General features: G+C 70.2%; 20 protein-coding genes and 1 rRNA gene. 11 read left to right on the top strand and 10 right to left on the bottom strand.

Annotation, left to right across the window (positions count from 1 at the left end; all coding sequences use genetic code 11):
- From rrf to ACWEV3_RS06975, 5 genes are all read left to right on the top strand, one after another.
- Positions 1 to 94, top strand: a 5S ribosomal RNA gene (gene rrf / locus ACWEV3_RS06995); the annotation flags it as partial.
- 132 nt (positions 95 to 226) lie between these two features.
- The gene (locus ACWEV3_RS06990) at positions 227 to 979 is read left to right on the top strand and encodes a type 1 glutamine amidotransferase (RefSeq protein ID WP_452612971.1); all 753 of its coding nucleotides are present in this window, start codon (positions 227 to 229) and stop codon (positions 977 to 979) included.
- Positions 980 to 1,031: 52 nt separating this feature from the next.
- A complete protein-coding gene (locus tag ACWEV3_RS06985) occupies positions 1,032 to 4,073 on the top strand; it encodes a bifunctional [glutamine synthetase] adenylyltransferase/[glutamine synthetase]-adenylyl-L-tyrosine phosphorylase (RefSeq protein WP_452612970.1) in 3,042 nt (1,013 codons plus the stop codon).
- Between the two features lie 23 nt (positions 4,074 to 4,096).
- Complete coding sequence (locus tag ACWEV3_RS06980; RefSeq protein ID WP_452612969.1) at positions 4,097 to 4,603, top strand: N-acetyltransferase family protein; 507 nt, start codon at positions 4,097 to 4,099, stop codon at positions 4,601 to 4,603.
- A gap of 217 nt (positions 4,604 to 4,820) precedes the next feature.
- Entirely contained in the window at positions 4,821 to 5,681 is an 861-nt protein-coding gene (locus ACWEV3_RS06975; RefSeq protein WP_452612968.1) for an SMP-30/gluconolactonase/LRE family protein, read from the top strand.
- Positions 5,682 to 5,744: 63 nt separating this feature from the next.
- Here the strand turns inward: ACWEV3_RS06975 and glnA are convergent, their stop codons facing one another.
- Entirely contained in the window at positions 5,745 to 7,169 is a 1,425-nt protein-coding gene (gene glnA, locus ACWEV3_RS06970) for a type I glutamate--ammonia ligase (RefSeq protein ID WP_452612967.1), read from the bottom strand.
- 221 nt (positions 7,170 to 7,390) lie between these two features.
- Between glnA and ACWEV3_RS06965 the strand changes: the two genes are divergently transcribed.
- Complete coding sequence (locus tag ACWEV3_RS06965; protein ID WP_452612966.1) at positions 7,391 to 7,858, top strand: RDD family protein; 468 nt, start codon at positions 7,391 to 7,393, stop codon at positions 7,856 to 7,858.
- A 69-nt stretch (positions 7,859 to 7,927) separates the two neighbouring features.
- Here the strand turns inward: ACWEV3_RS06965 and ACWEV3_RS06960 are convergent, their stop codons facing one another.
- Positions 7,928 to 8,656: a DUF4191 domain-containing protein gene (locus ACWEV3_RS06960; RefSeq protein ID WP_452612965.1), complete on the bottom strand. Its 729-nt coding sequence runs from the start codon at positions 8,654 to 8,656 to the stop codon at positions 7,928 to 7,930.
- A gap of 156 nt (positions 8,657 to 8,812) precedes the next feature.
- A complete protein-coding gene (gene lipA / locus ACWEV3_RS06955) occupies positions 8,813 to 9,814 on the bottom strand; it encodes a lipoyl synthase (protein ID WP_452612964.1) in 1,002 nt (333 codons plus the stop codon).
- A gap of 102 nt (positions 9,815 to 9,916) precedes the next feature.
- Here lipA and ACWEV3_RS06950 point away from each other — a divergent pair, with 102 nt between their 5' ends.
- On the top strand, positions 9,917 to 10,750 hold the full coding sequence (locus ACWEV3_RS06950; protein ID WP_452612963.1) for a hypothetical protein: 834 nt from the start codon (positions 9,917 to 9,919) through the stop codon (positions 10,748 to 10,750).
- Here ACWEV3_RS06950 and ACWEV3_RS06945 read toward each other — a convergent pair.
- Positions 10,743 to 11,165: a VOC family protein gene (locus ACWEV3_RS06945; protein ID WP_452612962.1), complete on the bottom strand. Its 423-nt coding sequence runs from the start codon at positions 11,163 to 11,165 to the stop codon at positions 10,743 to 10,745. The genes ACWEV3_RS06950 and ACWEV3_RS06945 overlap by 8 nt on opposite strands.
- 106 nt (positions 11,166 to 11,271) lie before the next feature.
- On the opposite strand from ACWEV3_RS06945, the gene ACWEV3_RS06940 reads away from it, so the two are divergent.
- A complete protein-coding gene (locus tag ACWEV3_RS06940) occupies positions 11,272 to 12,060 on the top strand; it encodes a helix-turn-helix domain-containing protein (RefSeq protein WP_452612961.1) in 789 nt (262 codons plus the stop codon).
- Between the two features lie 97 nt (positions 12,061 to 12,157).
- On the opposite strand, the gene ACWEV3_RS06935 is transcribed toward ACWEV3_RS06940, so the two are convergent.
- Positions 12,158 to 12,649 (bottom strand): hypothetical protein, encoded by a 492-nt coding sequence (locus ACWEV3_RS06935; RefSeq protein WP_132482693.1) that lies wholly within the window; start codon positions 12,647 to 12,649, stop codon positions 12,158 to 12,160.
- Positions 12,650 to 12,767: 118 nt separating this feature from the next.
- On the opposite strand from ACWEV3_RS06935, the gene ACWEV3_RS06930 reads away from it, so the two are divergent.
- Together ACWEV3_RS06930 and ACWEV3_RS06925 are read left to right on the top strand one after the other, a co-directional pair.
- Positions 12,768 to 13,364: a TetR/AcrR family transcriptional regulator gene (locus tag ACWEV3_RS06930; protein WP_452612960.1), complete on the top strand. Its 597-nt coding sequence runs from the start codon at positions 12,768 to 12,770 to the stop codon at positions 13,362 to 13,364.
- A 49-nt stretch (positions 13,365 to 13,413) separates the two neighbouring features.
- Positions 13,414 to 14,358 (top strand): LLM class F420-dependent oxidoreductase, encoded by a 945-nt coding sequence (locus tag ACWEV3_RS06925; protein ID WP_452612959.1) that lies wholly within the window; start codon positions 13,414 to 13,416, stop codon positions 14,356 to 14,358.
- A gap of 318 nt (positions 14,359 to 14,676) precedes the next feature.
- Here ACWEV3_RS06925 and ACWEV3_RS06920 read toward each other — a convergent pair whose 3' ends face one another.
- Together ACWEV3_RS06920 and ACWEV3_RS06915 are read right to left on the bottom strand one after the other, a co-directional pair.
- Entirely contained in the window at positions 14,677 to 15,342 is a 666-nt protein-coding gene (locus ACWEV3_RS06920) for a GntR family transcriptional regulator (RefSeq protein WP_452612958.1), read from the bottom strand.
- An 80-nt stretch (positions 15,343 to 15,422) separates the two neighbouring features.
- Entirely contained in the window at positions 15,423 to 16,733 is a 1,311-nt protein-coding gene (locus ACWEV3_RS06915; RefSeq protein ID WP_452612957.1) for an MFS transporter, read from the bottom strand.
- Between the two features lie 150 nt (positions 16,734 to 16,883).
- Between ACWEV3_RS06915 and ACWEV3_RS06910 the strand changes: the two genes are divergently transcribed.
- Entirely contained in the window at positions 16,884 to 19,736 is a 2,853-nt protein-coding gene (locus ACWEV3_RS06910) for an FAD-binding and (Fe-S)-binding domain-containing protein (protein WP_452612956.1), read from the top strand.
- Positions 19,737 to 19,872: 136 nt separating this feature from the next.
- On the opposite strand, the gene ACWEV3_RS06905 is transcribed toward ACWEV3_RS06910, so the two are convergent.
- The 3 genes from ACWEV3_RS06905 to lipB all read right to left on the bottom strand — a co-directional run bounded on the left by ACWEV3_RS06905 (position 19,873) and on the right by lipB (position 22,285).
- Positions 19,873 to 20,346 (bottom strand): ArsR/SmtB family transcription factor, encoded by a 474-nt coding sequence (locus ACWEV3_RS06905; RefSeq protein ID WP_452612955.1) that lies wholly within the window; start codon positions 20,344 to 20,346, stop codon positions 19,873 to 19,875.
- 14 nt (positions 20,347 to 20,360) lie between these two features.
- Positions 20,361 to 21,464, bottom strand: coding sequence for a serine hydrolase (locus tag ACWEV3_RS06900; RefSeq protein ID WP_452612954.1), 1,104 nt, complete (start codon positions 21,462 to 21,464; stop codon positions 20,361 to 20,363).
- Between the two features lie 74 nt (positions 21,465 to 21,538).
- Positions 21,539 to 22,285 carry a lipoyl(octanoyl) transferase LipB gene (gene lipB / locus ACWEV3_RS06895; RefSeq protein WP_452612953.1) on the bottom strand — a complete coding sequence of 249 codons (747 nt, stop codon included), beginning with the start codon at positions 22,283 to 22,285 and terminating at the stop codon, positions 21,539 to 21,541.
- Between the last annotated feature and the right edge of the window lie 40 nt (positions 22,286 to 22,325).

The following is a 22,325-nucleotide window of genomic DNA, read 5'->3' as shown; positions in this document are numbered from 1 at the left end:
TCCGCCCGGTCCCATTCCGAACCCGGTAGCTAAGCTCCCCAGCGCTGATGGTACTGCACTCGACAGGGTGTGGGAGAGTAAGACACCGCCGACACATTATGTGGGAAGGGTCCCTTCTTTTCCGGTAGAACGGAAAAGAAGGGACCCTTTCTCTATTTGTCGTGAAGTGCGAACCGAGCCCGAAAGGCCGTAGGCGGCCGTGCTGCCGGCACGTACGCTCACGGTCATGGGTGGTGTGCGGATTCTCGTTGTCCAACCGTCGAAGTTGGATCCGCCGGGCGAGCTCGGTGAATGGCTGCTCGCCGCCGGCGCGGAGCTCGAGGTCGTGCTTCCGGCGGAGAAGGAGCTCCCGGCCGGCTTCGAAGATCATCATGGCGTGGTCGTGCTCGGCGGCGAGATGGGCGTGTACGACGACGCGGAACACCCTTGGTTGGCCGGGCTTCGCGCCCTGCTGAGCAAGGCCGTTGGTGAGCGGGTGCCGGTGCTGGCGGTATGCCTCGGTGCTCAGCTGCTCGCCGTCGCAACCGGCGGCCAGGTGCGTCCAGCTCGCAAGGGGCCGGAGGCCGGGACCTTGCTGGTGGCGAAGCGGGATGCCGCGGCGGAGGATCCGCTCCTCGGCCCGGTTCCGTTGACCCCTGACGTGCTGCAGTTCCACACCGACGAGATCTCTTCCCTGCCGCCGTCGGCGCAACTGCTCGCCTCTTCCCCGAAGTGCGACAACCAAGCGTTCCGGGTCGGGGACTGCGCTTACGGGTTGCAGTTCCACATCGAGACGACGCCGGACATGGTGTTGGAGTGGGCCAGGCTGTCGCCCGAGGTCGCGGAGACGGTGCGGCCGGGGCAACTGGAGGTCGAGCATCTGCGGGAGTTCCACGCCGACCTCGCCGAAACCTGGCAGCCGGTCGCCGAGCGCTTCGTCCGGCTGGTCGCCACGCCGCCGGAGGAGCGGACCACCAGCAGGTTCCTGCCGTTGGCGTGATTGTCGTCAGGTGGGGTCTCCAACGGGATTCAATGCGGACTACGGTTCGAACATGGCGAACAGCAACTCGTCCCGATCGGGTTCGGTGCCGTCCACCGCGCGTTACGGATTCAGCGACGCGTCGCGTGCCGGGGACCAGTTGAGGCGAGTCGGCTGGTGGTCGGACACCGGCCCGGGGGAATCCGAGCCGATCGTCGCCGCGTTGTCCCGCACGCCGGACCCGGATCTCGCGCTGCTGTCGCTCGACCGGATTCGGGAAGCCGTCGGCTCGGGCTGGGCGGAGTTGTCGCGGTCGCTCGCGGACGACATCGGGCTGCGCGGGCGTTTGTTCGGTGTGCTCGGCGATTCCACGGCGTTCGCCGATCATCTCGTGGCGAATCCCGGTGACTGGTGCCGTTTGCGCTCCGACACCGTTCAGCCGAGCACCCTCCAGGAACGCACTGCTGTGCTGCTGGCGTCAGTGGGGGCGGACGGTGACGGGGCACCGGGAACAGGGGGCGGCCCGGTTGCGAAGTTGCACGGCCCGGAGGCGGTCAGTGCTTTGCGGAGTACCTATCGAGGCTTGCTGCTGGACGTCGCCGGCAATGACATGGCGAGCGTCGCGGAGCCTTCGCTGCCCGCGATGCCGTACGAGAGCGTCGCGGCGAACCTCTCCGACGTCGCGGTGGCTGCGCTTCGCGCGGCCCTGTCGGTCGCCGTCGCCGAACTGCGGCGGTCCGGCGTGGACGAGGTGCCTCGGCTCGCGGTGATCGCGATGGGCAAGTGCGGCGGCCGGGAGCTGAACTACGTCAGCGACGTCGACGTCGTGTTCGTCGCCCACAGCGAATCGGAGATCCCGACGGCGACCCGGTTGGCCAGCCTCATGATGCGCGTGGCGGGCCCGGCCTTCTTCGAGGTCGATGCCGCGTTGCGGCCGGAGGGCAAGGCCGGCGCGCTGGTTCGGACGCTCGACGGGCACCTCAGCTACTACCGCAGGTGGGCTCGCACCTGGGAGTTCCAGGCGTTGTTGAAGGCGCGGCCGGTGGCCGGCGACGAAGAGCTCGGCGACCGCTACTTGGAGGCCGTGCAGCCGTTGGTGTGGACCGCAGCGGAGCGCGAGGGATTCGTCGTGGACGTGCGGTCCATGCGGCGGCGGGTCGAGGAGCACGTCCCATCGGAGTTGGTGGAGCGTGAGCTGAAGCTCGGCCGCGGCGGCTTGCGGGACGTGGAGTTCGCCGTGCAACTGCTGCAGATGGTGCACGGCCGCAGCGATGGCTCGCTCCGCTCGAAATCCACATTGGACGCTTTGCTGGCACTGGGCGACGGCGGCTACGTGGCCCGCGCGGACGCGGCCGATCTCGTGGACTCCTACCGGTTCTTGCGCACCGTGGAACACCGGTTGCAGCTGCGGCAATTGCGGCGCACCCACCTCTTCCCGCCGTTCGACGACGCCGATGCGCTGACGGTGCTGGCCCGCGCGGTCGGTTTGCGCTCCAGTGGCCGGAACACCGCGGCTCAGGCCCTGGTGGGCGAGTTCCGCCGGCACGGCAACAGGGTTCGCCGACTGCACGAGAAGCTCTTCTACCGCCCACTGCTGGAGGCGGTGGCGAAGGTGCCCACCGCGGCGCTGCGGTTGACCACCTCGGCGGCCGTCGAGCGGCTGGCCGCGCTCGGCTACACCTCGCCGGAAGGCGCGTTGCGGCACATCGGGGCGTTGACGTCCGGGATGTCGCGGCGGGCCAGCATCCAGGGCACTCTGCTGCCGATGCTGCTGGATCTGCTGGCGAACACGCCGGATCCCGACGGCGGTCTGCTGGCCTACCGCAAGGTTTCCGAGGCGCTGGCCGAAACCCCTTGGTACCTGCGGCTGCTGCGCGACGAGGGCGTGGTCGCCGAGCGGTTGGCGCAGCTGCTGGGCACTTCGAAGCTGGTGCCGGAACTGCTGGTGCGGGCACCGGAGGTGCTGCGGCTGCTCTCGGACACTTCCGCACTCGCCGAGCGCGATCCGATGGAGGCAGCGGTTTCGCTGCGCAGCGCGGTGGCGCGGTACTCGGAGCCGCAGCGGGCGGTGTCCGCGGCGCGTTCCTTGCGGCGGCACGAGCTGCTGCGCATCGCGTGCGGCGACCTGCTCGGACTGATGGAACCGACCACGGTGTTCGGAGCCCTGTCGAACATCTGGGTCGCCGTGCTGGAATCCGCGTTGGATGTCGCCGTGCGGGACGTGGCCAGCCGGTCCGGTGGCGAGGTCCCGGCGCGGATCGCGGTCATCGGGATGGGGCGCTTGGGCGGCAACGAGCTGGGTTACGGCTCCGATGCCGACGTGATGTTCGTGTGCGAGCCCGTTGGCGAGGCCGATGAGCGCTCGGCCGTCCGGTTCGCCACTTCCGTCGTGGAGCAGGTCCGGCGGCTGCTCGGCGCGCCGAGCCAGGATCCGCCGCTGGAGGTCGACATCGACCTGCGGCCGGAGGGGCGGCAGGGGGCGTTGGTTCGAACCCTGGATTCCTACCTGACGTACTACCGGCGTTGGGGCGAGGCATGGGAGGCGCAGGCCCTGCTCCGGGCGCGCGCCGTCGCCGGCGATCGGGACCTGGGCGAGCGGTTCTGCCACGCGATCGACCCGATCCGGTATCCGGAGGGCGGCCTGGAGGAAGCCAAGGTCCGGGAGATCCGGCGCATCAAGGCGCGGGTGGATTCCGAGCGGCTGCCGCGAGGCGCCGACCCGGCCACGCACACCAAGCTCGGGCGCGGCGGCCTGGCCGACGTGGAGTGGACGCTGCAGCTGCTGCAGCTGCAGCACGCGCACGAGTTCCCCGAGCTGCGAACCACTTCGACCGTGAACGGGCTGCGCGCCGCGGCGGCCGTCGGCGTCATGGAGGCCGGTTATGCCGACGAGCTCATCGAGGCGTGGACGTTGGCGATGCGCGTGCGCAACGCGGTGATGCTGGTGCGCGGCAAGCCCGACGACCAGCTTCCCAAGCACACCCGGGAGCTGAGCGCGGTCGCCGCCGCGTTGGGCTATCCGGCCGGAGTGGACACCGGTGAGGTCGTCGACGATTACCTCCGGGTCACGCGGCATGCCCGCGCCGTCGTCGAACGCGTCTTTTACGGTTCCTGATCGCAACGCCTAGGGTGGCGAGCATGACTGATCGGCTTCGCCAGGCGGAAGAGCACGACCACCAGCGGATCGTGGCGGCGATCGAGTCGTGGTGGACGGATTCCCGCAGCCCCGCCGCCGCTCGCGAATTGTCGCTGCTGGTGCCGCGATTGTTCCTGCAGCATTTCTCCGGCACCAGCTTCGTGGCCGAGCGGGATGGCCGAATGACCGGTTTCCTGATCGGATTCCTGTCCGCCGACCGCGCCGAGGACGCCTACATCCACTTCGTCGGCGTCGATCCGACGCTGCGCCGAAGCGGGCTCGCTCGCGCGCTATATGCCAAATTCTTCGATGCCGCTTCTCGTGCCGGGCGCCGCCGAGTCCACTGCATCACGTCCCCGGCCAACTCCGGGTCGATCGCGTTCCACCGGCGCATGGGATTCGAGCTCGTTCCCGGCGACGCCGAGGCCGACGGGGTGCCCGTGCACCGCGATTACGATGGCCGGGGGCACGACCGGGTTTGTTTCGTCCGGGACATTTCGGGGCTTTGACCGGTGATCGTGCAACGTGGAGCATTCGGGGCGGGCGGCCGGTGAAATTGTTCCACCGCGCGCAATCGCGGTAATCGAATAGGCCGGATGGTGCATCGCCGCTCCGGCGTCCCCATTGGACCATTTTTGGGAAACCCCGGTCGGCGGTCCCGAATTGCCGAATTCGCCAGTAGCCTCGGCGATCGAGTGCGGGCGTGTTTCGGGATGGGAGAGGTCGATGTCCGAGGACTTCGAGCTGCTCGTCGACCGGCAGGCGCTGTGCGGGACGAGCCCGCTGTGGATGCCGGCGCTCAATTGCGTGTATTGGGTGGACCTGATGCGCCGCGAATTGCACACCTATCACCGGGATTCCGGTGCCGACGAGGTGCGGGTGCTGCCGGGCGCGGTGACCGCGCTGGGCGCGACGCGGCACGGGCAGTTGATCGCCGCCGCGGGGAACGGTTTCGCGCGCGTGTACCTGGGCCGCGCCGCGCTGGAGCCGGTCGTGCAGGTGCGCAACGGCGACAGGATGAGCGTCGGAGCGTGCGATCCGGCGGGGCGGTTCGTGGCAGGCACGCTGACGCACGCCCGCGACGTCCGCGCGAGCGCGCTGTTCGTCCTCGACGGCGACCGCGCGCGGCTGCTGGTCGAGGGGGTGACCGCCGCCGGTGGGCTGGCCTGGAGCCCGGACGGCACGCGGATGTACGTGGTCGACACGCGCGCCATCTGGGTCTACGACTACGACGTGGAGCGGGCCCGGGCGCTGTCCGGCCGGCAGTGGGTGGCGTGCGCGGAGTCGGAGGGCAGTCCGGAGGGCGTCGCGGTGGACGCCGAGGGCTGCGTGTGGGTCGCGATGCACTGGACCGGGCGGATCCACCGGTACGCCCCGAGCGGGGACCTCGAAACCGTGCTGTGGGCGCCGACCCGGCGGATCACGAGCCTGGCCTTCGGCGGATCGCGGCTGGAGGAGATGTACGTGACGTCGGCGTGCTTCGGCTACGACGAGCCCGGGCTGCTCGCCGATCCTTGCGCGGGTGCGCTGCTGCGGTTCAAGCCCGGCACGGTCGGTGCCCCGTTGACGCCGTGGCAGGGCATCTGATCAGCAATGCTAAAGCGGGGTGGGGACCGAAGTCCCCACCCCGCTTTAGCAACGCTCAGCCGATCACACGTCGAAGTACAGCGAGAACTCGTGCGGGTGCGGGCGGAGGCGGATCGGGTCGATCTCGTCCTCCCGCTTCAGGCCGATCCAGGTCTCGATCAGGTCGGGGGTGAACACGCCACCCTCGAGCAGGAAGTCGTGGTCGGCTTCCAGGTTGTCGATGACCTTGGACAGGCTGTCCGGCACGGTCGGCACGTTCTTGGCCTCTTCCGGCGGCAGCTCGTAGAGGTCCTTGTCGATCGGCTCCGCCGGTTCGATCTTGTTCTTGATGCCGTCCAGACCGGCCATCATCATCGCGGCGAACGCCAGGTACGGGTTGCCGGACGGGTCCGGGCAGCGGAACTCGACGCGCTTGGCCTTCGGGTTCGCACCGGTGATCGGGATCCGCATGCAGGCGGAGCGGTTGCGCTGCGAGTACACCAGGTTCACCGGGGCCTCGTAGCCCGGCACCAGGCGGTGGTAGGAGTTCACCGTCGGGTTGGTGAAGGCCAGCAGGCTCGGCGCGTGGTGCAGGATGCCGCCGATGTAGTAGCGCGCCATGTCCGACAGGCCGGCGTAACCGGACTCGTCGTAGAACAGCGGGCTGCCGTCCTTCCACAGCGACATGTGGCTGTGCATGCCGGAACCGTTGTCGCCGAACAGCGGCTTGGGCATGAACGTCACGGTCTTGCCGTGCTGCCAGGCGGTGTTCTTGATGACGTACTTGAACAGCTGCAAGTCGTCCGCCGCGTGCAGCAGCGTGTTGAACTTGTAGTTGATCTCGGCCTGGCCGCCGGTGCCGACCTCGTGGTGCGCTCGCTCGATGGTGAAGCCCGAGCCGATCAGCTGCTTGACCATCTGGTCGCGCAGGTCCGCGAAGTGGTCGTACGGGGAGACCGGGAAGTAGCCGCCCTTCATCCGGGTCTTGTAGCCCCGGTTGCCGCCTTCCTCGTCGCGGCCGGTGTTCCACCAGCCCTCGACCGAGTCGACCTCGGCGAAGGTCTTGTTGGCGGCCTCGCCGAACTTGACCGAGTCGAAGATGTAGAACTCGGCCTCGGCGCCGAAGAACGCGGTGTCGGCGATGCCGGACTCGTTCAGGTACTGCTCCGCCTTGCGCGCGATGTTGCGCGGGTCGCGGCTGTAGGGCTCCAGCGTGAACGGGTCGTGCACGAAGAAGTTGAGGATCAGCGTCTTCTCGGCGCGGAACGGGTCGATGCGAGCGGTGTACGGGTCCGGCAGCAGCAGCATGTCGGACTCGTGGATCGACTGGAAGCCGCGCACCGACGAGCCGTCGAAGGCCAGCCCCTCGGTGAAAGCGTCCTGGTCGAACGCGGTCGCGGGCACCGTGAAGTGCTGCATCACGCCCGGCAGGTCGCAGAACCGGACATCGACGAACTTCACGTCCTCATCGGCGATGAAGCGCAGGACCTCGTCAGGATTCTTGAACAACCTCGGTGGCTCCTAACCGCACTCGTACAGCTCACCGACCGCCATGCCATGGGGTTCCGCCGCCGGCTCGTAGCCAACGTTATGTCAGGGGTGTTGCCCCGTCGTCACCCGAATGTTTCGCGGGCGTTAACTGCCGCCTGTTCGGGTGGTAGGGCTTGCGCGCAGTGGCCGAACGTGATGCTCCGACAGCGCCAGCGCGGGCGGCACGTACCCTGGGTGACGTGCGAAAAGTCGGATCGTGGCTGGACGGCCCGAAGAGCGCATTCAAACAGGCGCGCGAGCAGGCGAACGAGACCCGGCCCGAGTGGCGGGGCCAGCGGCTGGGGCTGCCGGAGAGCGGGCCCGGCGCGGCGGCGCCGGTGGGCCGGCGGATGGCGGCGTTCCTCATCGACATCGTGCTGGCCGCGCTGGTCGCCGCGTTGTTCACCGCGCCGGACTACCCGCAGAACTGGAGCCTGGTGGCCTGGGTGGTCATCACCGTGGTCCCGGTGACCTTCTTCGGGGCCACGCCGGGCATGGCGGCGATGCGGATCTGGGTCGCGCGGGTCGACGGCGCGGTCATGGTGGGGCCGTGGCGGGCCGCGGTGCGCTGCGTCCTGACGGGGCTGATCGTCCCGGCCGTCGTGTGGAACTTCGACGGCCGCTCCTGGCACGACCGGCTCACCGGCACCATCGTCCTCCGCCGCTGAAGGATCGCGACGCGAAGAAGCGGGCCCGGGTTGTTCGACCCGGGCCCGCTTCTTCGTCCTCGTCGCTTCTTACTTCGCGCGGCGAACGGCGCGCGACACGTTCCGCATCTTGGCGCCCTGCGGCATGGGGCCCTTGGGCAGCGAGTTTCCCCGGCTGGCGAGCGCCGCGAGCCGGTTCTCGATCGAGTCGATCTGGGCCGGGCCGATGTTGCGCGGCAGCTTCATGATGCGCTGCTGCAGCTTGCTCAGCGGCACCTGGTCCTTCTCGTGGCCGACGGTGATCTCGTAGATCGGGGTTTCGCCGACGAGCCGGGAGATCCGCTTCTTCTCCTGCGCCATCAGCGACTTGACCCGGTGCGGCGAGCCCTCGCCGACCAGCACGATCCCCGGGCGGCCGATGAGCCGGTGCACGGCGTCGAGCTGGGCGGTGCCTGACACGGCCTGGGTCAGCACCCAGCGGCCGCGCAGGTTGTCCAGGGCCCATCCGGCGGCGCCGGGCTGGCCGTCCGCCTTGCGGTAGACGGTCGACTGCACGCGCCGACCGAAGATGATCACCGCGGCCAGCAGCCCGAAGGCCAGGCCGACCGGGAGGAACACCCAGTGCAGGCTCCAGATCATGCCCAGCAGGAACACCACGGCGGTCACGCCGAGGAACGCCCCGAGCATCAGCGGGAGGAGGAGCTTGTCCTCCCGGCGTTGCATCTTGAACGCCTCGAAGATCTGCTTGATCCGGCCCCGTGTTGCCTGGCGCCTTGCTTTGGCCGCCGCTTTCTTGGCGGCCTTGTCCTGCTTGGCCATGGTTTTCAGGATACGGCCCGGTCCGCGCCGGGTGCAGGTGCGGTCCGAGATGCGTGACCGACCCGTGAACTCCGACCCGAAAACACGGCCGGGTGAACGGCGAAGGGCACCGCGGAGCGGCGTGGCCGCCCGGCGGTGCCCTGCACGCGGAAAGCGTCAGCGGTTGAGGAGGCTGGTGGCCTCCTGGGCCGCGGTGCCGGCCTTGGCCAGGTGGGACAGGTTCTCCGGCAGCGGCATGCCGCGGTGCACCGTGGCCTTGGCGTACAGGCGGCCGGCGCGGTAGCTGGACCGCACCAGCGGGCCCGCCATGACACCGGGGAAGCCGATCTCCTCGGCGGCCTCGGTGTGCTCGACGAACTCCTCCGGCTTGACCCAGCGGTCCACCGGGTGGTGCCGCGGGCTGGGGCGCAGGTACTGGGTGATGGTGATGATGTCGCAACCGGCGTCGTGCAGGTCCTGCAGCGCCGGGCGCACCTCTTCCGGCGTCTCGCCCATGCCGAGGATCAGGTTCGACTTGGTCACCAGGCCGGCGTCGCGGGCCATGGTGATCACCTTCAGCGACCGCTCGTAGCGGAAGCCCGGCCGGATCCGCCGGAACACGCTCGGCACCGTCTCCAGGTTGTGCGCGAGCACCTCCGGGCGGGAACCGAACACCTCGGCCAGCTGGTCCGGGTCGGCGTTGAAGTCCGGGATCAGCAGCTCGACGCCGGTGCCCGGGTTCATCGCGTGGATCTGCCGGACCGTCTCGGCGTACAGCCAGGCACCGCCGTCGGGCAGGTCGTCGCGGGCGACACCGGTGACCGTCGAGTAGCGCAGGCCCATCGCCTGCACCGACTCCGCCACCCGGCGCGGCTCCTCGACGTCCAGCTCGGCCGGCTTGCCGGTGTCGATCTGGCAGAAGTCGCATCGGCGGGTGCACTGGTCCCCGCCGATGAGGAACGTCGCCTCGCGGTCCTCCCAACACTCGAAGATGTTGGGGCACCCCGCTTCCTCGCAGACGGTGTGCAGGCCCTCGCGGCGGACGAGGCCCTTCAGCTCCTGGTACTCGGGGCCCATCCGTGCGCGGGTCTTGATCCACGACGGCTTCTTCTCGATCGGCGTCTGGCTGTTGCGGGCTTCCAGCCGCAGCAGCTTCCGGCCCTCCGGCGCGACAGTCACGACGACAGGCTACGCCCCTGACACAACCGGTTCGAGAAGGTGGGAGGGGTCACTACCAGGCGCTTCGGTTTCGCGTGATCTCGCGCGTCATACTGCACAGTCGTGTCGACAACCTCTTGGGCAGTTCGCCTCAGATGGGCGCCGTGGTCCCGCGTCGTGCGGCTGCACCTCGCCGGGGATCGCTGGCCGCGGCTGAGCGAAGGACCGATCTCGGTGGCGCTCCGGCTGGCCTGGCTCCTGCTGCTCGTGCCCGTGCTGCTGGGCTGCTGGCTGGAGCTGCTGCTCGTCCTGGTGCTGTTGCCGTTCGCGTTGATCGTGCGGGTCGCCGGGACGGGGTGGCGGCTGGAAGTCAGCAGCCGGGGTTGCCGCGCGGGCGTGATCCGGGTGGGCAGCCTGGCCGCGGCTCGCCGGCTGCGCCGGTCCTTGCGCGAGCATCTGGGCGCCAATCCGGGGCTGGACGACGCGCGCGCCCTGCTGGCGGCAGAGCAGGCCGAGCTCCAGCCGGTGGAGATCAGCGCGCGGCGGTGGCGGCTGGTTTCCCGCCGGCTCAGCCCCTACGGACGTCGCCGCTGGTTCCTGTGGCGCCGCAGGCTTTCGTTCGAGGACGCGATGGACAGCCTGCCCAGCGGTCTCGGCGACGACCCGATCTCGGCGATCATCGCCATCCCGTTCGTGCTCTGGTTCGCGGTGCTGTTCACCGGCGCGACGCTGGAGCTGCTCGCGGAGATCGCGGTGCTGCCGGTGGTGTTCCTGCTCAAGCTCTGCCACGTGCTGGCGTGGCCGGTGGAGCTCGTGCGGCAGGACTCGGTCGAGCCGCAGGCCCAGGTGCGGGGCATGATCGCGTCGGTGCGTGCCCGGCGGGCGCTGACCGCCGGGCACGCGGTCCGGCTGCCGCTGCCCAGTCTGGTGCGACGGGTGCCGCAGCCGGTCAGCTGAGCTCGTGGGCGGCGGGCCGGTGGTGGACGTACTCGATCACCGTGCCGTCCGGGTGGCGGACCGTGAAGCCCTCGCCGACCGGGGCGCGGAACCGCTGCTGGACGAATTCCAGCCCGTCTTCCCGGAACCGCTCCTCGTACGGGTCGATGTCGGGGACCAGCAGGGTGCCGACGGTCCGGCGGAAGGGGGCCAGCGACTCGTCGGTGCCCGCGATGATCAGGAAGCCGCCGACCGCGGTGAGTGCGAGGTCCTTCTCCGGGTACGGCAGGACCATGTCGCGTTCGACGCCGAGCAGCCGCTCGTACCAGGCCGTGGTCGGTTCGAGCTGGTCCGCGGCGACGAACACCCGCACGAACGTCCGGGGCGCCGGCAGGTTCGAGGAGTCGGGGTCGCGGCGCCAGAGTTGTTGGGGCACGGGCTGTTCCTTTCGGTTCCGGGTGGACGCGCCCCAGCCTGTCCGGCTGCCGGGATCTCATCCAGGAGCCGGTTCATGCGGTGATCCCAGGTCATAGGCTGGCGACGTGAGCACCGCAGCGGACCCCCGGCGCCGGGAGCTCGGCGCGTTCCTGCGCGCGAGCCGGGAGCGGCTCGATCCGGCCGATTTCGGCCTCCCCGCGACCGGGCGGCGGCGGACGCCGGGGCTGCGTCGCGAGGAGGTCGCGGCGGCCTCCGGGGTCGGCCTGGCCTGGTACACGTGGCTGGAGCAGGGGAGGGTGCGGACTTCGCGCGAGGTGCTGCAGGCCCTCGCCGGCACCCTGCGGATGGGGCTCGACGAGCGGCGGCACCTGTTGGCGCTGGGCGGTTTCGTGTCCGACGACGCCGGCGATGACGGGGTGGTCGAGCGGCTGCGGCCGATGCTGGACAGCTGGCCGCTGACGCCGGCGCTCGTGCTGAACCACCGGTTCGACGTCCTGGCGGGCAACGAGGCGTACGCGGCGGTGTGGCCGGAACCGGAGTTGTCCGGCCGCCCGAACCTGCTGCTGGCCTTCGCCGGGAGCGGGCGGTTGCAGGACCTGCTGGTGCCGGAGGAGCGGTTCCTCTACGAGCTCTTCCTCCGGTTCCGGGCGCGTGCCGACCGGTTCCCGGGCGACGACGTCGTGGACCGGTTGCAGGAGCTGCGCCCGGACCTCGCGCACTGGTGGAGTTGCCGGGCGGTCCGCGAGTTCGGTGGCTGGCCGGTCACGGTGGCGGTCGACGGCCGCCGGCTGCGCTTCGAGTGCTCGCTGCTGCAGCCGGACGGCTCCGCGCTGCTGCTGGTGCAGGCTCCGGCGGACGCGGCGACCCGCCAGTGGATGCAGCATCGCGCCTGATCGCCGGAGAGCTTTTCCGCTGGTCAAAGAGTCGTGATCACTTTGGATCGCTATGGCGATCCAAAGTGCTCACGAGCGGTGACCGGCTCCGGGGCGGTCAGAAGCTGGGGATCAGCTTCCGGAGCCGGCCGCCGATGCACTGCGGGGACGGCTCCGGGGTGATGCGCACCAGCTGCAAGAACGCGCGGCCGACGCGGGCCACGTCATCGGCGGGTTCGGTGTGCTCGGCGAGCCCGGCGGCGATGGCGAGCAGCCGGTGCTCGCGGGCCATGTCGCCGCGCAGCACCGGATCCGATTCGTGCCGGTCCAGGAGGTCGCGGAGCACCGGGTTGGCCTCCGCGGTGCGCCGCCACGCGGCGGTGACGGCCTGGACCCGGTCGGCGTGCGGGGCGTCATCGGTTTCGGCGAGCGCGACGCCGATGCGGCCGGTCAGCTGCTGGGTCCACTTGTACTGCAGGGCGCGGAGCGCATCGGTGGCGTCGAGGAAGGGCGCGGGCACCTGGGTGAGGGCCTCGGACGGGTTTCGGCTCGCGTCGTCGAGCACCGTCTGGATCGCCTGTTGCCGCCGACGGAAGTCGTTCCAACTCATCTTCGCTCTCCGGGATCGGGCCCGGGGTGATACCCCAGGTGTGCGGCATACCGAGAGTATGTTGGTGCACCGACGGTACCACGAGTCCGTACCGCCGGTATGTCATAGGGTTGTGAGCATGGCGACAGCTCGACCACGGCGCGTGGAGTACTCGGAAAGCACCAGGCAGGCGCTGGTGGACTCCGCCGTCGAGCTGTTCACCGAGCACGGCTACGCGGGTGCCTCGCTGGACGAGATCGCCAAACGAGCCCGGGTCACCAAGGGCGCGCTCTACCACCACTTCGGCGGGAAGCAGGCGCTGTTCGAGGCGGCCTTCGACGCGGTGGAGACGAGCGTGGTGGCCCGCCTCGCCGAGGTCATCTCCACCGGCAGCCCCTGGGAGGCCACCCGGTCCGGGCTGCGGGCCTTCCTGGAGGTCTGCCTGGAGCCGTCCTACCAGCGCATCGTCGTGCAGGACGGGCCCGCGGTGATGGGCTGGGAGCGGTGGCGGGCGGCGGAGGAGGCCTACACCTTCGGCGTCGTCCGGGGCGTGGTCGGGACGTTGGTCGAGTCGGGGGACATCGTCCCGCTGCCGGTCGAGGCTCTGGCCCGCGTGGTGTTCGGCTCGCTGTCGGCGGGCGCCACCGCGATCGCCGGGTCGAAGTCGCCCAAGCAGGCCCGAGCCGACATCGGCGAGTGCGTCGAGCGGGTCCTCGACGGGCTGCGGAACACGTGATCGGGCGGCGGTCGGCGCGGGCAGAGCCCCGCTACTAGCCTCGGGGACCGTGAGCGAACACTTCAAGTTGCGGATCTTCACCGAGCCCCAGCAGGGCGCGACCTACGACGACTTGCTGCGCGTGGCCAAGCACGCGGAAGACACCGGCTACGACGCGTTCTTCCGCTCCGACCACTACCTGAAGATGGGGGCGGTGTCCGGTGAGCCCGGTCCGACCGACGCCTGGGTGACGCTGGCCGGGCTGGCCCGCGAGACCAGCCGGGTGCGGCTCGGCACGCTGATGACGGCCGGCACCTTCCGGCTGCCCGGGCCGTTGGCGATCTCGGTCGCGCAGGTCGACCAGATGTCCGGCGGGCGCATCGAGTTCGGCCTCGGCACCGGCTGGTACGAGGAGGAGCACACCGCCTACGGCATCCCGTTCCCGCCGCTGAAGGAGCGGTTCGACCGCTACGCCGAGCAGCTGGAGATCATCACCGGGCTGTGGGGCACCCCGGCCGGCGAGCACTTCAACTACGACGGCCGGTACTACCGGATCGAGGAATCGCCGGGGCTGCCCAAGCCGGTGCAGCAGCCGCGCCCGCCGCTGCTGATCGGCGGGCAGGGCAAGAAGCGGACGCCGGAGCTGGCCGCCCGGTTCGCCGACGAGTTCAACCTACCGTTCGTCGGCCTGGACGCGGCGGCGGAGCAGTTCGAGCGGGTGGCGGCGGCGTGCGCCGCGATCGGCAGGCCGCAGGAGGAGATCGTGCGGTCCGCGGCGCTGGTGCTGTGCGTCGGCAAGAACGACGCGGAGGTCTCGCGCCGGGCCGACGCCATCGGCCGGGAGCCCGAGGAGCTGCGCCTCAACGGCCTGGCCGGGACGCCCGACGAGGTCGTCGACAAGATCGGGGCCTGGCGGGAGCGCACCGGCATCACCCGCCTCTACCTCCAGGTCCTCGACCTCGCCGACCTGGACCACCTCGACGTGGTCGCCGCCGAGGTCGCCACCCAGCTCTGATGCTTCTCCGCTGAAGGGCGCCTTTGACCGGATCGGTTTCCTCGCTGGGATTCAAGGCTGATCGTGTGCATCTGGGTGGACGTTCGCCCAGGTCATTGACCGTGAGTACGTTGGGTGGCTGTAGAGGCTGTTTTGGATGTCGTGGAAGGCGGCAGTAACTCCCGCATGGGGGCCGCCACCCGCACCGCCACGCAGAGCGAGTTTGGAAACAGGCTCTATAGAAACCCAACGTGCTCACGGGTCTTGGGCAGGCGAAAGAGGTGCCGATCTCTGGACGTTGCGTGTCGGAGTTGTCTCTCGCTCATCGGCTGAGCGGGGTCAGCGCAGCCATTCCCGGAGTTCGGTGCGGTCGTCGGCGAGCAGGAGTTCCGCTGTGCTGATCAGGTGCTCGCGCATCATGCGGGCGGCCAGCTCGCGGTCGCCTGCACAGACCGCCGCAGCAATTTCCTCGTGCTCGGCGAGGATCTCCGTTGGGCTGCGTCCACTGGGGACGGTCCGGCGGCCCTGCAGCGAGATCGCGTCGCGGAGCCCGGCGACGAACTCCGCCAGCCGCTCGTTGCCGCTGGCCCGCAGGATCACGGCGTGGAAGGCGCGGTCGGCGGCGAAGAACGCCTCGCGGTCGTCCTGGTTGGCGCGCATGTCGGCCAACGCGGCGTCGAGGTCGGCCACCGGGAACGCCGGTTGCCCGGCGGCCCGCCCAGCCGCCGGCGGTTCCAGCAGCAGCCGCAGGGTGAAGACCTCGTTGATGTCCTTGTCCGTGCTGGTGAGGATCCTCGCGCCGCGATTGCGCTCGATGCGCACCAGGCCCGCGTTGGCCAGCTTCAGCAACGCCTCGCGCACCGGGGTGCGGGAGACCCCGAAGCGCTCGCCGAGCTCCTGCGCGGAGTAGAGGCGTCCTGGCGCCAGCTCACCGCTGCGGATCGCGTCGCGTACCGCGACGGCCAGCCGCTCGCTTTTGGTGGGCTCCTCGGACAACCGGTCCACTGCGTCCCCCTTGCCGTCGCCCCGAATCGTAGTCGGGGCGACGGTCCCCCTTGCCGTCGCCCCGACTACGGTGCGAGCGGTCAGGCGTGCTTGCGCGACCTGCTCAGCAGCGCCACGATGATCACCGCGAACAGGTTCGCGGTGATCATCACGATCATCGACAACCCGTTGTTGCCGCCGCTGGCGTCCTGGATCCAGCCCACCGCGTAGGGGCTGATGAACCCGGCGGCGTTGCCCAGCGAGTTGATCAGAGCGATCCCGCTGGCGGCGGCTGCACCCGACAGGTACAGCGTGGACAGCGGCCAGAACAGCGGTTTCGACGTCTGCGCGGCCATCGTCGCGATCGTGATCAGCAGGAAGGCCAGCATCGGCGTGCTCAGCGTGGTGGCGGTGCCCGCGAAGCCCAGCACCGAGATGCCCAGCGCGATGGCCACTGGCACCGCCGAGCCCTCCTTGCGGACCAGCCGACCGACCAGGTACATCGCGATCGCGGCGAAGGCGAACGGCACCGCGGTCAGCCAGCCGAGCTGGGTCGGGGTCAGGCCCTGGCCGACATCGTCGATGACCGACGGCATCCAGTAGGTGAGCGGGTAGGCGCCGCACTGCAGCAGGAAGTACACCAGCGCCAGGGCGAGCACTTTCTTGTCCCGGAACACCGCGGCGTGCCCCTTCGGCGCGGTTTCGCTGCGGGCCTGCTCCTCTGCGGCGACGGTGTCGGTCAGCCAGTCGCGTTCGGCCGGGGTCAGCCACTTCGCCTGCGCGGGCTTGTTGGTCAGAGTCGCGAGGAACACCACGCCGAGCAGGACCGCCGGGACCCCGCCGATGATGAACACCCAGCGCCAGCCTTCCATGCCCCACGCGCCGTCGAAGGTGTCCAGGATCCAGCCGTTGATCGGCCCGCTGATGGCACCGGAGATGGGGATCGACATCATCAGCGTCGAGATGATCTTGGTGTGCTGCGCGGCCGGGTACCAGTACGTCAGGTACAGGATGATGCCCGGGAAGAAGCCCGCCTCGGCCACGCCGAGCAGGAAGCGCAGCACGTAGATCCACTCCGCGCTGTGCACGAAGCCCATGGCCGCCGCGATCAGGCCCCAGCTGATCATGATCCGGCTGATCCACAGCCGCGCCCCGACCTTGCGCATCATCATGTTGCTGGGCACTTCGAACAGCACGTACCCGATGAAGAACACCCCGGCGGCGAAACCGTACGCGGTCGCGCTCATGCCGAAGCTCTCCTCCATTCCGAACTTGGCGAAGCTGATGTTGATCCGGTCCAGGTAGCTGATGATGTACCCGGCCATCAGGATCGGGATGATTCTGCGGGTGGCCTTGCGCAGGGCGCTGCGGCCGACGTCGGGCTCGGTCTTCGGTGGCGCTTCCCGTGGCATGTCTGGCCTCCTTGCCTGCTGACACGGTTTCCGGTCGCGGAAAGCGGAGCCTCTCGACGTGCTTCCTCCGCGGTGCGGTAGAACGTAACATGCAACTGTTGCATGCAACATAACGTTCGGATTGCTGTCCGGTCTTGTGGCGGAAGAGGTGTGCTCGTGGTTGACGAGGCGAAAGCGGTTGCACTGCAACGGAAACTCGAAACAGAGCTGCCCGGGTTGGTGCGCGCGGACCGGACCACGCGCGCCGCCTACGCCTCGGATGCCTCGATCTACCGGCAGGTGCCGATCGTCGTGGTCGAACCCCGCTCGGCCGCGGACGTCGCGGCCGTCGTCCGGGCTGCCGCCGACGCGGGGGTGCCCGTGACGGCGCGCGGCGGCGGGACATCGGTGGCGGGCAACGCCATCGGTCGCGGCGTGGTGCTCGACTTCTCGCGGCGGATGAACCGGATCGTCGAGATCGACCCGCAGGCGCGCACCGCGCGGGTGCAACCAGGCGTGGTGCTCGACGACCTGCGGGCCGCCGCGAGCGAGCACGGGCTCACCTTCGGGCCCGACCCCTCTACCCATTCCCGCTGCACCATCGGCGGGATGATCGGCAACAACGCCTGCGGCTCTCACTCGGTGGTCTGGGGCACGACCGCGGACAACGTCATCGAGCTGCGCATCGTGCGCGCCGATGGCCGCGAAGTGACCGTTACCGGTACCTCCAGCGGCGACGCGGGAACGGACGAGCGGCTGCGCGCGCTGGTCGGCGACAACCTCGCGCTGCTGCGCACCGAGCTGGGCAGGTTCGGGCGGCAGGTGTCCGGCTACGGCCTCCAGCACCTGCTGCCGGAACGCGGCTTCGACGTGGCGAAGGCGCTGGTGGGCAGCGAAAGCACCTGCGGGTTGATCACCGAGGCGACGGTGCGGCTCGTCGAAACACCGGCCGCCCGAGCCCTGCTCGTGCTCGGCTTCCCGGACGTCTACCGCGCCGCCGAAGTCGCACCGGAGCTGGCCGCGGCCGGGGCGATGACCGTCGAAGGGATGGGTGCCGACCTGCTCGCGGCGCTGCGGTCACGGCCCGGCAAGGCCAACGCCGGGGACGTCCTGCCCGCGGGTCAGGCGTGGCTTTACTGCGAGGCCGGGGGCGCGTCGCTCGCCGACGCGGAGGAGCGGGCTCACGAGCTCGCCAGGCTCGCGATAGAGCGGGTCGACGCGGTGAAGTCATCGGTGGTGACGGATGCGGCGGAAACCCGTGCGCTGTGGCGGATCCGGGAATCCGGCGCGGGAATCGTCACCCGGCTCGCCGACGGCGGCGAGGCGTGGCCGGGCTGGGAGGACTCCGCGGTGCCGCCCCAGAACCTGGCCGCGTACCTGCGTGACCTGTACGCACTGCTGGACGAGCACGGGCTGCGCGGCGTCCCATTCGGACACTTCGGGGAAGGCTGCCTGCACCTGCGGGTGGATTTCGAGCTTGGCACCGAGGAAGGTCTCGCCGGGTACCGGTCGTTCATCACCGCCGCAGCCGAGGTCGTGGCCGCGCACGGCGGATCGGTGTCCGGTGAGCACGGTGACGGGCGGGCGCGCTCGGAGTTGCTCGGCACCATGTATTCGCGGCCGATGCTGGACTGCTTCGCCGCGTTCAAACACATCTTCGATCCACATTCGACACTGAACCCCGGTGTGTTGGTCGCTCCCGCGCCGATCGACGCCGACGTGCGGCCGGGCCCCGGGCGCCGGGCGCTGGAGGTGACGCCGGTACACGCGCTGCACCGGGACCGGGGATCGTTCGCGGCGGCGGTCAACCGCTGCGTCGGCGTCGGCGCGTGCCGCTCGCTCGACACCGGGAGCATGTGCCCGTCGTTCAAGGCGACGCGGGACGAGGTCCACTCCACGCGCGGGCGTGCCCGGGTGCTCGCCGAGATGTTGCGCGGGGAGTCCATTTCGGACGGATGGCGGTCGGAGGAGACGCGGGAAGCGCTGGATCTGTGCTTGTCCTGCAAGGCTTGCGCAAGCGAATGTCCGGTCAATGTGGACATGGCCACCTACAAGGCCGAGTTCCTGAACCACCACTATGCGAGACGTGTCCGGCCGATGGCGCACTACTCGATGGGCTGGCTGCCGCTGTGGGCGAAGCTGCTCGCATCGGTGCCCGGGACGGCATCGGCCGCGAACGTGTTGCTGTCGAGGCGGCCGGTCGCGGCGCTGGTCAAGCGGCTCGGCGGGATCGAACCCCGCCGCGAGATGATCCGGTTCGCACCGCGGTCGCTGTCCCGGTGGATGCGTCGACGCGCGTCGAACGGGGCGCGGACAGTGGTGCTCTGGCCGGACACGTTCACCAACTTCCTCAGCCCCGACGTCGGCCGGGCGGCCGTGGAGGTTCTGGAGGCGCTGGGCTACCGGGTCGTGCTGCCGGACGGCTTCGTCTGCTGCGGACTGACCTGGCACTCGACCGGTCAGCTGTCGACCGCCCGGCGCGTGCTGGCCCGGTCGCTGGCCTCTCTGGCGCCGCACCTGGCCGCTGGGCAGACGATCATCGGGCTGGAGCCGTCCTGCACGGTGATGCTGCGCGACGAGGCGACCGAGCTGCTGCCGGACGATCCCCGCGCGCAGCGCCTCGCCGCGCAGACCCGGACCTTCGCCGAGTTCGTCGCCGAGCACGACGGGCCGTGGCCCTTCGCGCGGCTGGACGTGCGCGCGGTGTCCCAGGTGCACTGCCACCAGGAGGCCAAGGGCTCCTACGACCCCGACCGCGAGGTGTTGGCCCGGGTCGGCGTCGACACCGACGTGATCTCGGCCGGGTGCTGCGGCCTGGCGGGCAACTTCGGCTTCGAACGCGGGCACTGGGACGTCTCCCATGCCTGCGCCGAGCAGGAGCTCTACCCGAAGGTCCGCGCCGCCGACGCCGACGACCTGATCCTGGCCGACGGCTTCTCCTGCCGCACCCAGATCACCCAGGGAACCGACCGCCAGGGCACCCACCTGGCCCAGGTCCTCCGCCAGGCTCTGCGTAGGCCTTGAACCGCTGGGCGCGACGGCTTCCACGCTTCGGCGGTTCCGCAGCTGTCCGTGAGTACTTTGGTTCCTGTAGCAACCTAACGTGCTCGCGGGACTGACCAGCGGAGAGCATCTGGCGCAGGCCGGGCCGGACCGCTGCTCAGCGCGGGCCGAGTTGGCCCGCGATGTCGGAGGCCGCGGTGAGCAGGATCAGGGCCGGGATCGTCGCCTGGGCGCGCAGCCGGTAGGTGCCGCGTTTGTCCTGCTCCACCAGGCCGCACGCGGTCAGGCTCTTCAGGTGGTGGTAGAGCTGCCCGGTGGAGCCCAGGTCCGCCGCTTCCTGCAGGGCGGCGGCGGGCTGGGCGCCCCGCTGGGCCAGCAGGCGCACGATCGCGGCCCGGGCCGGGTGGCCGAGCGCCGCCAGCACGTCCGTGCGCGGGCCGTCGTCCATGCCGAGCACCCAGGCCGGGTCGACGTGGATGCGCCACTCCAGCTCGACCGGTTCGGCCAGGCTGCCCTGGTACTGGACGACGCCGCCGCTGGGCTCGACCTCGTCGGCCCGTCGCCCTCCTTCGAGGGCGGCGACGCGCTCTTCCAGCGCGGCGATCCGCTGGTGCAAGTCCTCCGATGTCACCGGACGAGCTTGCCTCAGCCGGCCAGCGCCCGTGCAAGCCGGTCCCGCCACTCCGGCTGCTGCATCGCGAGCAGCAGCGGCAGGCCCGGATCGCCGGTGCCGACTTGTTCCAGCGTGACATCGCCGTGCGCGAGCAGGGCGCCCCACGCGACCGTGCCGTCCTGGCGGCGCACCGACATCCCGCAGGTCAGGACTCCGGGCAGGCTGCCGCCCTTCATGCCGATCCCGAGCACGCCCGGCGGCAGGTGGCCGCTGAGCGGGCGTTCCAGGTGGGTGCGGGCGGCCTCGGCCGGGACGCCGCCGGTGGCGATGGCACGGTGCAGCGAGGCCAGCTGGCTCGCGGTCGACGACATCGTCTTCGACCCCCACCTGAGCTGCTGCTCGTACGGCGGCAGGCCGTTGCGCATCAGTCGGTCCAGCACGCGTTTGCGCAGGTCGGCGTCGTTGCTGTAGCGCTGTTCCAGGGCGTAGCCGAAGATTCGCCGGGCCGGGGTGGGCAGCTGCGCCGGTGGCGCGAACTCGGGCAGCAGGAACAGGTACTCCGCGCACATGGACCGGATGTCCGGCCGCGCCCAGCCGCCGGCCGCCGCGGCCTTGCGCAGCGCGGCGTCACCGAGCCGGTTGCGCAGGAAGTCGGGGACCGCGCTGTCGCTGAACATGATCATGGCCGAGGCCATGTCGTCGAGCCTGACCCGGTGATCGGGGTCCGCCGCGTGCAGGCCGGTCGGATCGGTGGGGATGCCGAGGTGCTTGAGCGTGGTCGCGTGCGCGTTGCCGTCGGTCGGCACGTAGAAGCGTTCCCAGTCGCCGAGGCGGATCTGTTCCTCCGGGTCCAGCCTGCCTTCGGCGACGGCGGCGGAGTAGGCGGCCAGGTGCACGACCTTGACTGCCGAGGCGAGCGGCTGCGCTGCGTCCGGGCGGTGCAGCAGCCGGTTGCCGTGCCCGTCGTCGACCACGAGGCCGAACCTGTCGCGGTTCGCGCTGATCCAGGTCAGCCAGCCCTCGGGGGTCGCCAGGTCGGGCGGGGCGGCCGGTTGCGCGACGGCCGAGGGTGCGGCGAGCAGCAGCGGCACGGCGGCCCCGGTGGCGGCGAGCAGGCGGCGGCGGGACAGCGGCATGACATCCACTCCTCTAGTAGTCCGTAATTACGGAATACTAGAGGAGTGGATTTCGGTTCGTCGGTCGACCCCGATCAGCGCAGGCTCGGGTCCAGCGAGAGCGTCACCCCGGCCGCGGTCGGCTGCTCGCGCGGGATGTTGCGCTCGCTGAGCGGCAGCGTGCCGTCCAGCGCGTCCCGCACGCCCTTCTCGACCAGTGGCATCGCCTCGGTCACCTCGACCGTCCGGCCGAGCTCCGCGCTCAGCGAGGTGGTGCCCGCGTCGGCGATGCCGCACGGCACGATCCGGTCGAAGCTGGTCAGGTCGGCGTTGCAGTTCAGTTCCAGCCCGTGCATCGTGATGCCGCGCTGCACCCGGATGCCGATCGCCGCGATCTTGCGCTCCTGACGGCCGTCGTCGGCCGGGAACCAGACACCGCTGCGGCCCTCGACCCGGCCCGCCTCCAGCCCGAACTGGTCGCACACCCAGATCAGCGCCTGCTCCAGGCGGCGGACGTAGTCGACCACGTCGATCGGGTCCGCCAGCTGCACGATCGGGTAGCCGACGATCTGCCCCGGGCCGTGCCAGGTGATCTTGCCGCCGCGGTCGACGTCGATGACCGGCGTCCCGTCCGTCGGGCGGTCCTCCGGCGAGGTGCGCTTGCCCGCGGTGTAGACCGACGGGTGCTCCAGCAGCAGCAGGGTGTCCGGGTTCAGCCCCTCGGCGCGGCCGTTGACCAGCTCGCGCTGCAGGTCCCAGGCGGAGAGGTAATCGATGGTTCCCAGGTTGCGCACGGCCATCGGATCGGCGGATGCGCGGCACGAAGTGTTGGCACGACTCACGCGGCCAGGCTACGCCCCGGGTCCAGCGGCGACGCCCGAA

It is taken from the genome of Saccharopolyspora sp. NPDC003752 (assembly GCF_053605825.1).
This window is presented reverse-complemented; position numbering and strand designations above follow the sequence as displayed.

Coding starts and splice junctions, on each gene's coding strand:
- ACWEV3_RS06990 (WP_452612971.1), top strand. CDS start 227: ATGGGTGGTGTGCGGATTCTCGTTGTCCAACCGTCGAAGTTGGATCCG.
- ACWEV3_RS06985 (WP_452612970.1), top strand. CDS start 1,032: ATGGCGAACAGCAACTCGTCCCGATCGGGTTCGGTGCCGTCCACCGCG.
- ACWEV3_RS06980 (WP_452612969.1), top strand. CDS start 4,097: ATGACTGATCGGCTTCGCCAGGCGGAAGAGCACGACCACCAGCGGATC.
- ACWEV3_RS06975 (WP_452612968.1), top strand. CDS start 4,821: ATGTCCGAGGACTTCGAGCTGCTCGTCGACCGGCAGGCGCTGTGCGGG.
- ACWEV3_RS06960 (WP_452612965.1), bottom strand. CDS start 8,656: ATGGCCAAGCAGGACAAGGCCGCCAAGAAAGCGGCGGCCAAAGCAAGG.
- ACWEV3_RS06935 (WP_132482693.1), bottom strand. CDS start 12,649: ATGAGTTGGAACGACTTCCGTCGGCGGCAACAGGCGATCCAGACGGTG.
- ACWEV3_RS06930 (WP_452612960.1), top strand. CDS start 12,768: ATGGCGACAGCTCGACCACGGCGCGTGGAGTACTCGGAAAGCACCAGG.
- ACWEV3_RS06915 (WP_452612957.1), bottom strand. CDS start 16,733: ATGCCACGGGAAGCGCCACCGAAGACCGAGCCCGACGTCGGCCGCAGC.
- ACWEV3_RS06900 (WP_452612954.1), bottom strand. CDS start 21,464: ATGCCGCTGTCCCGCCGCCGCCTGCTCGCCGCCACCGGGGCCGCCGTG.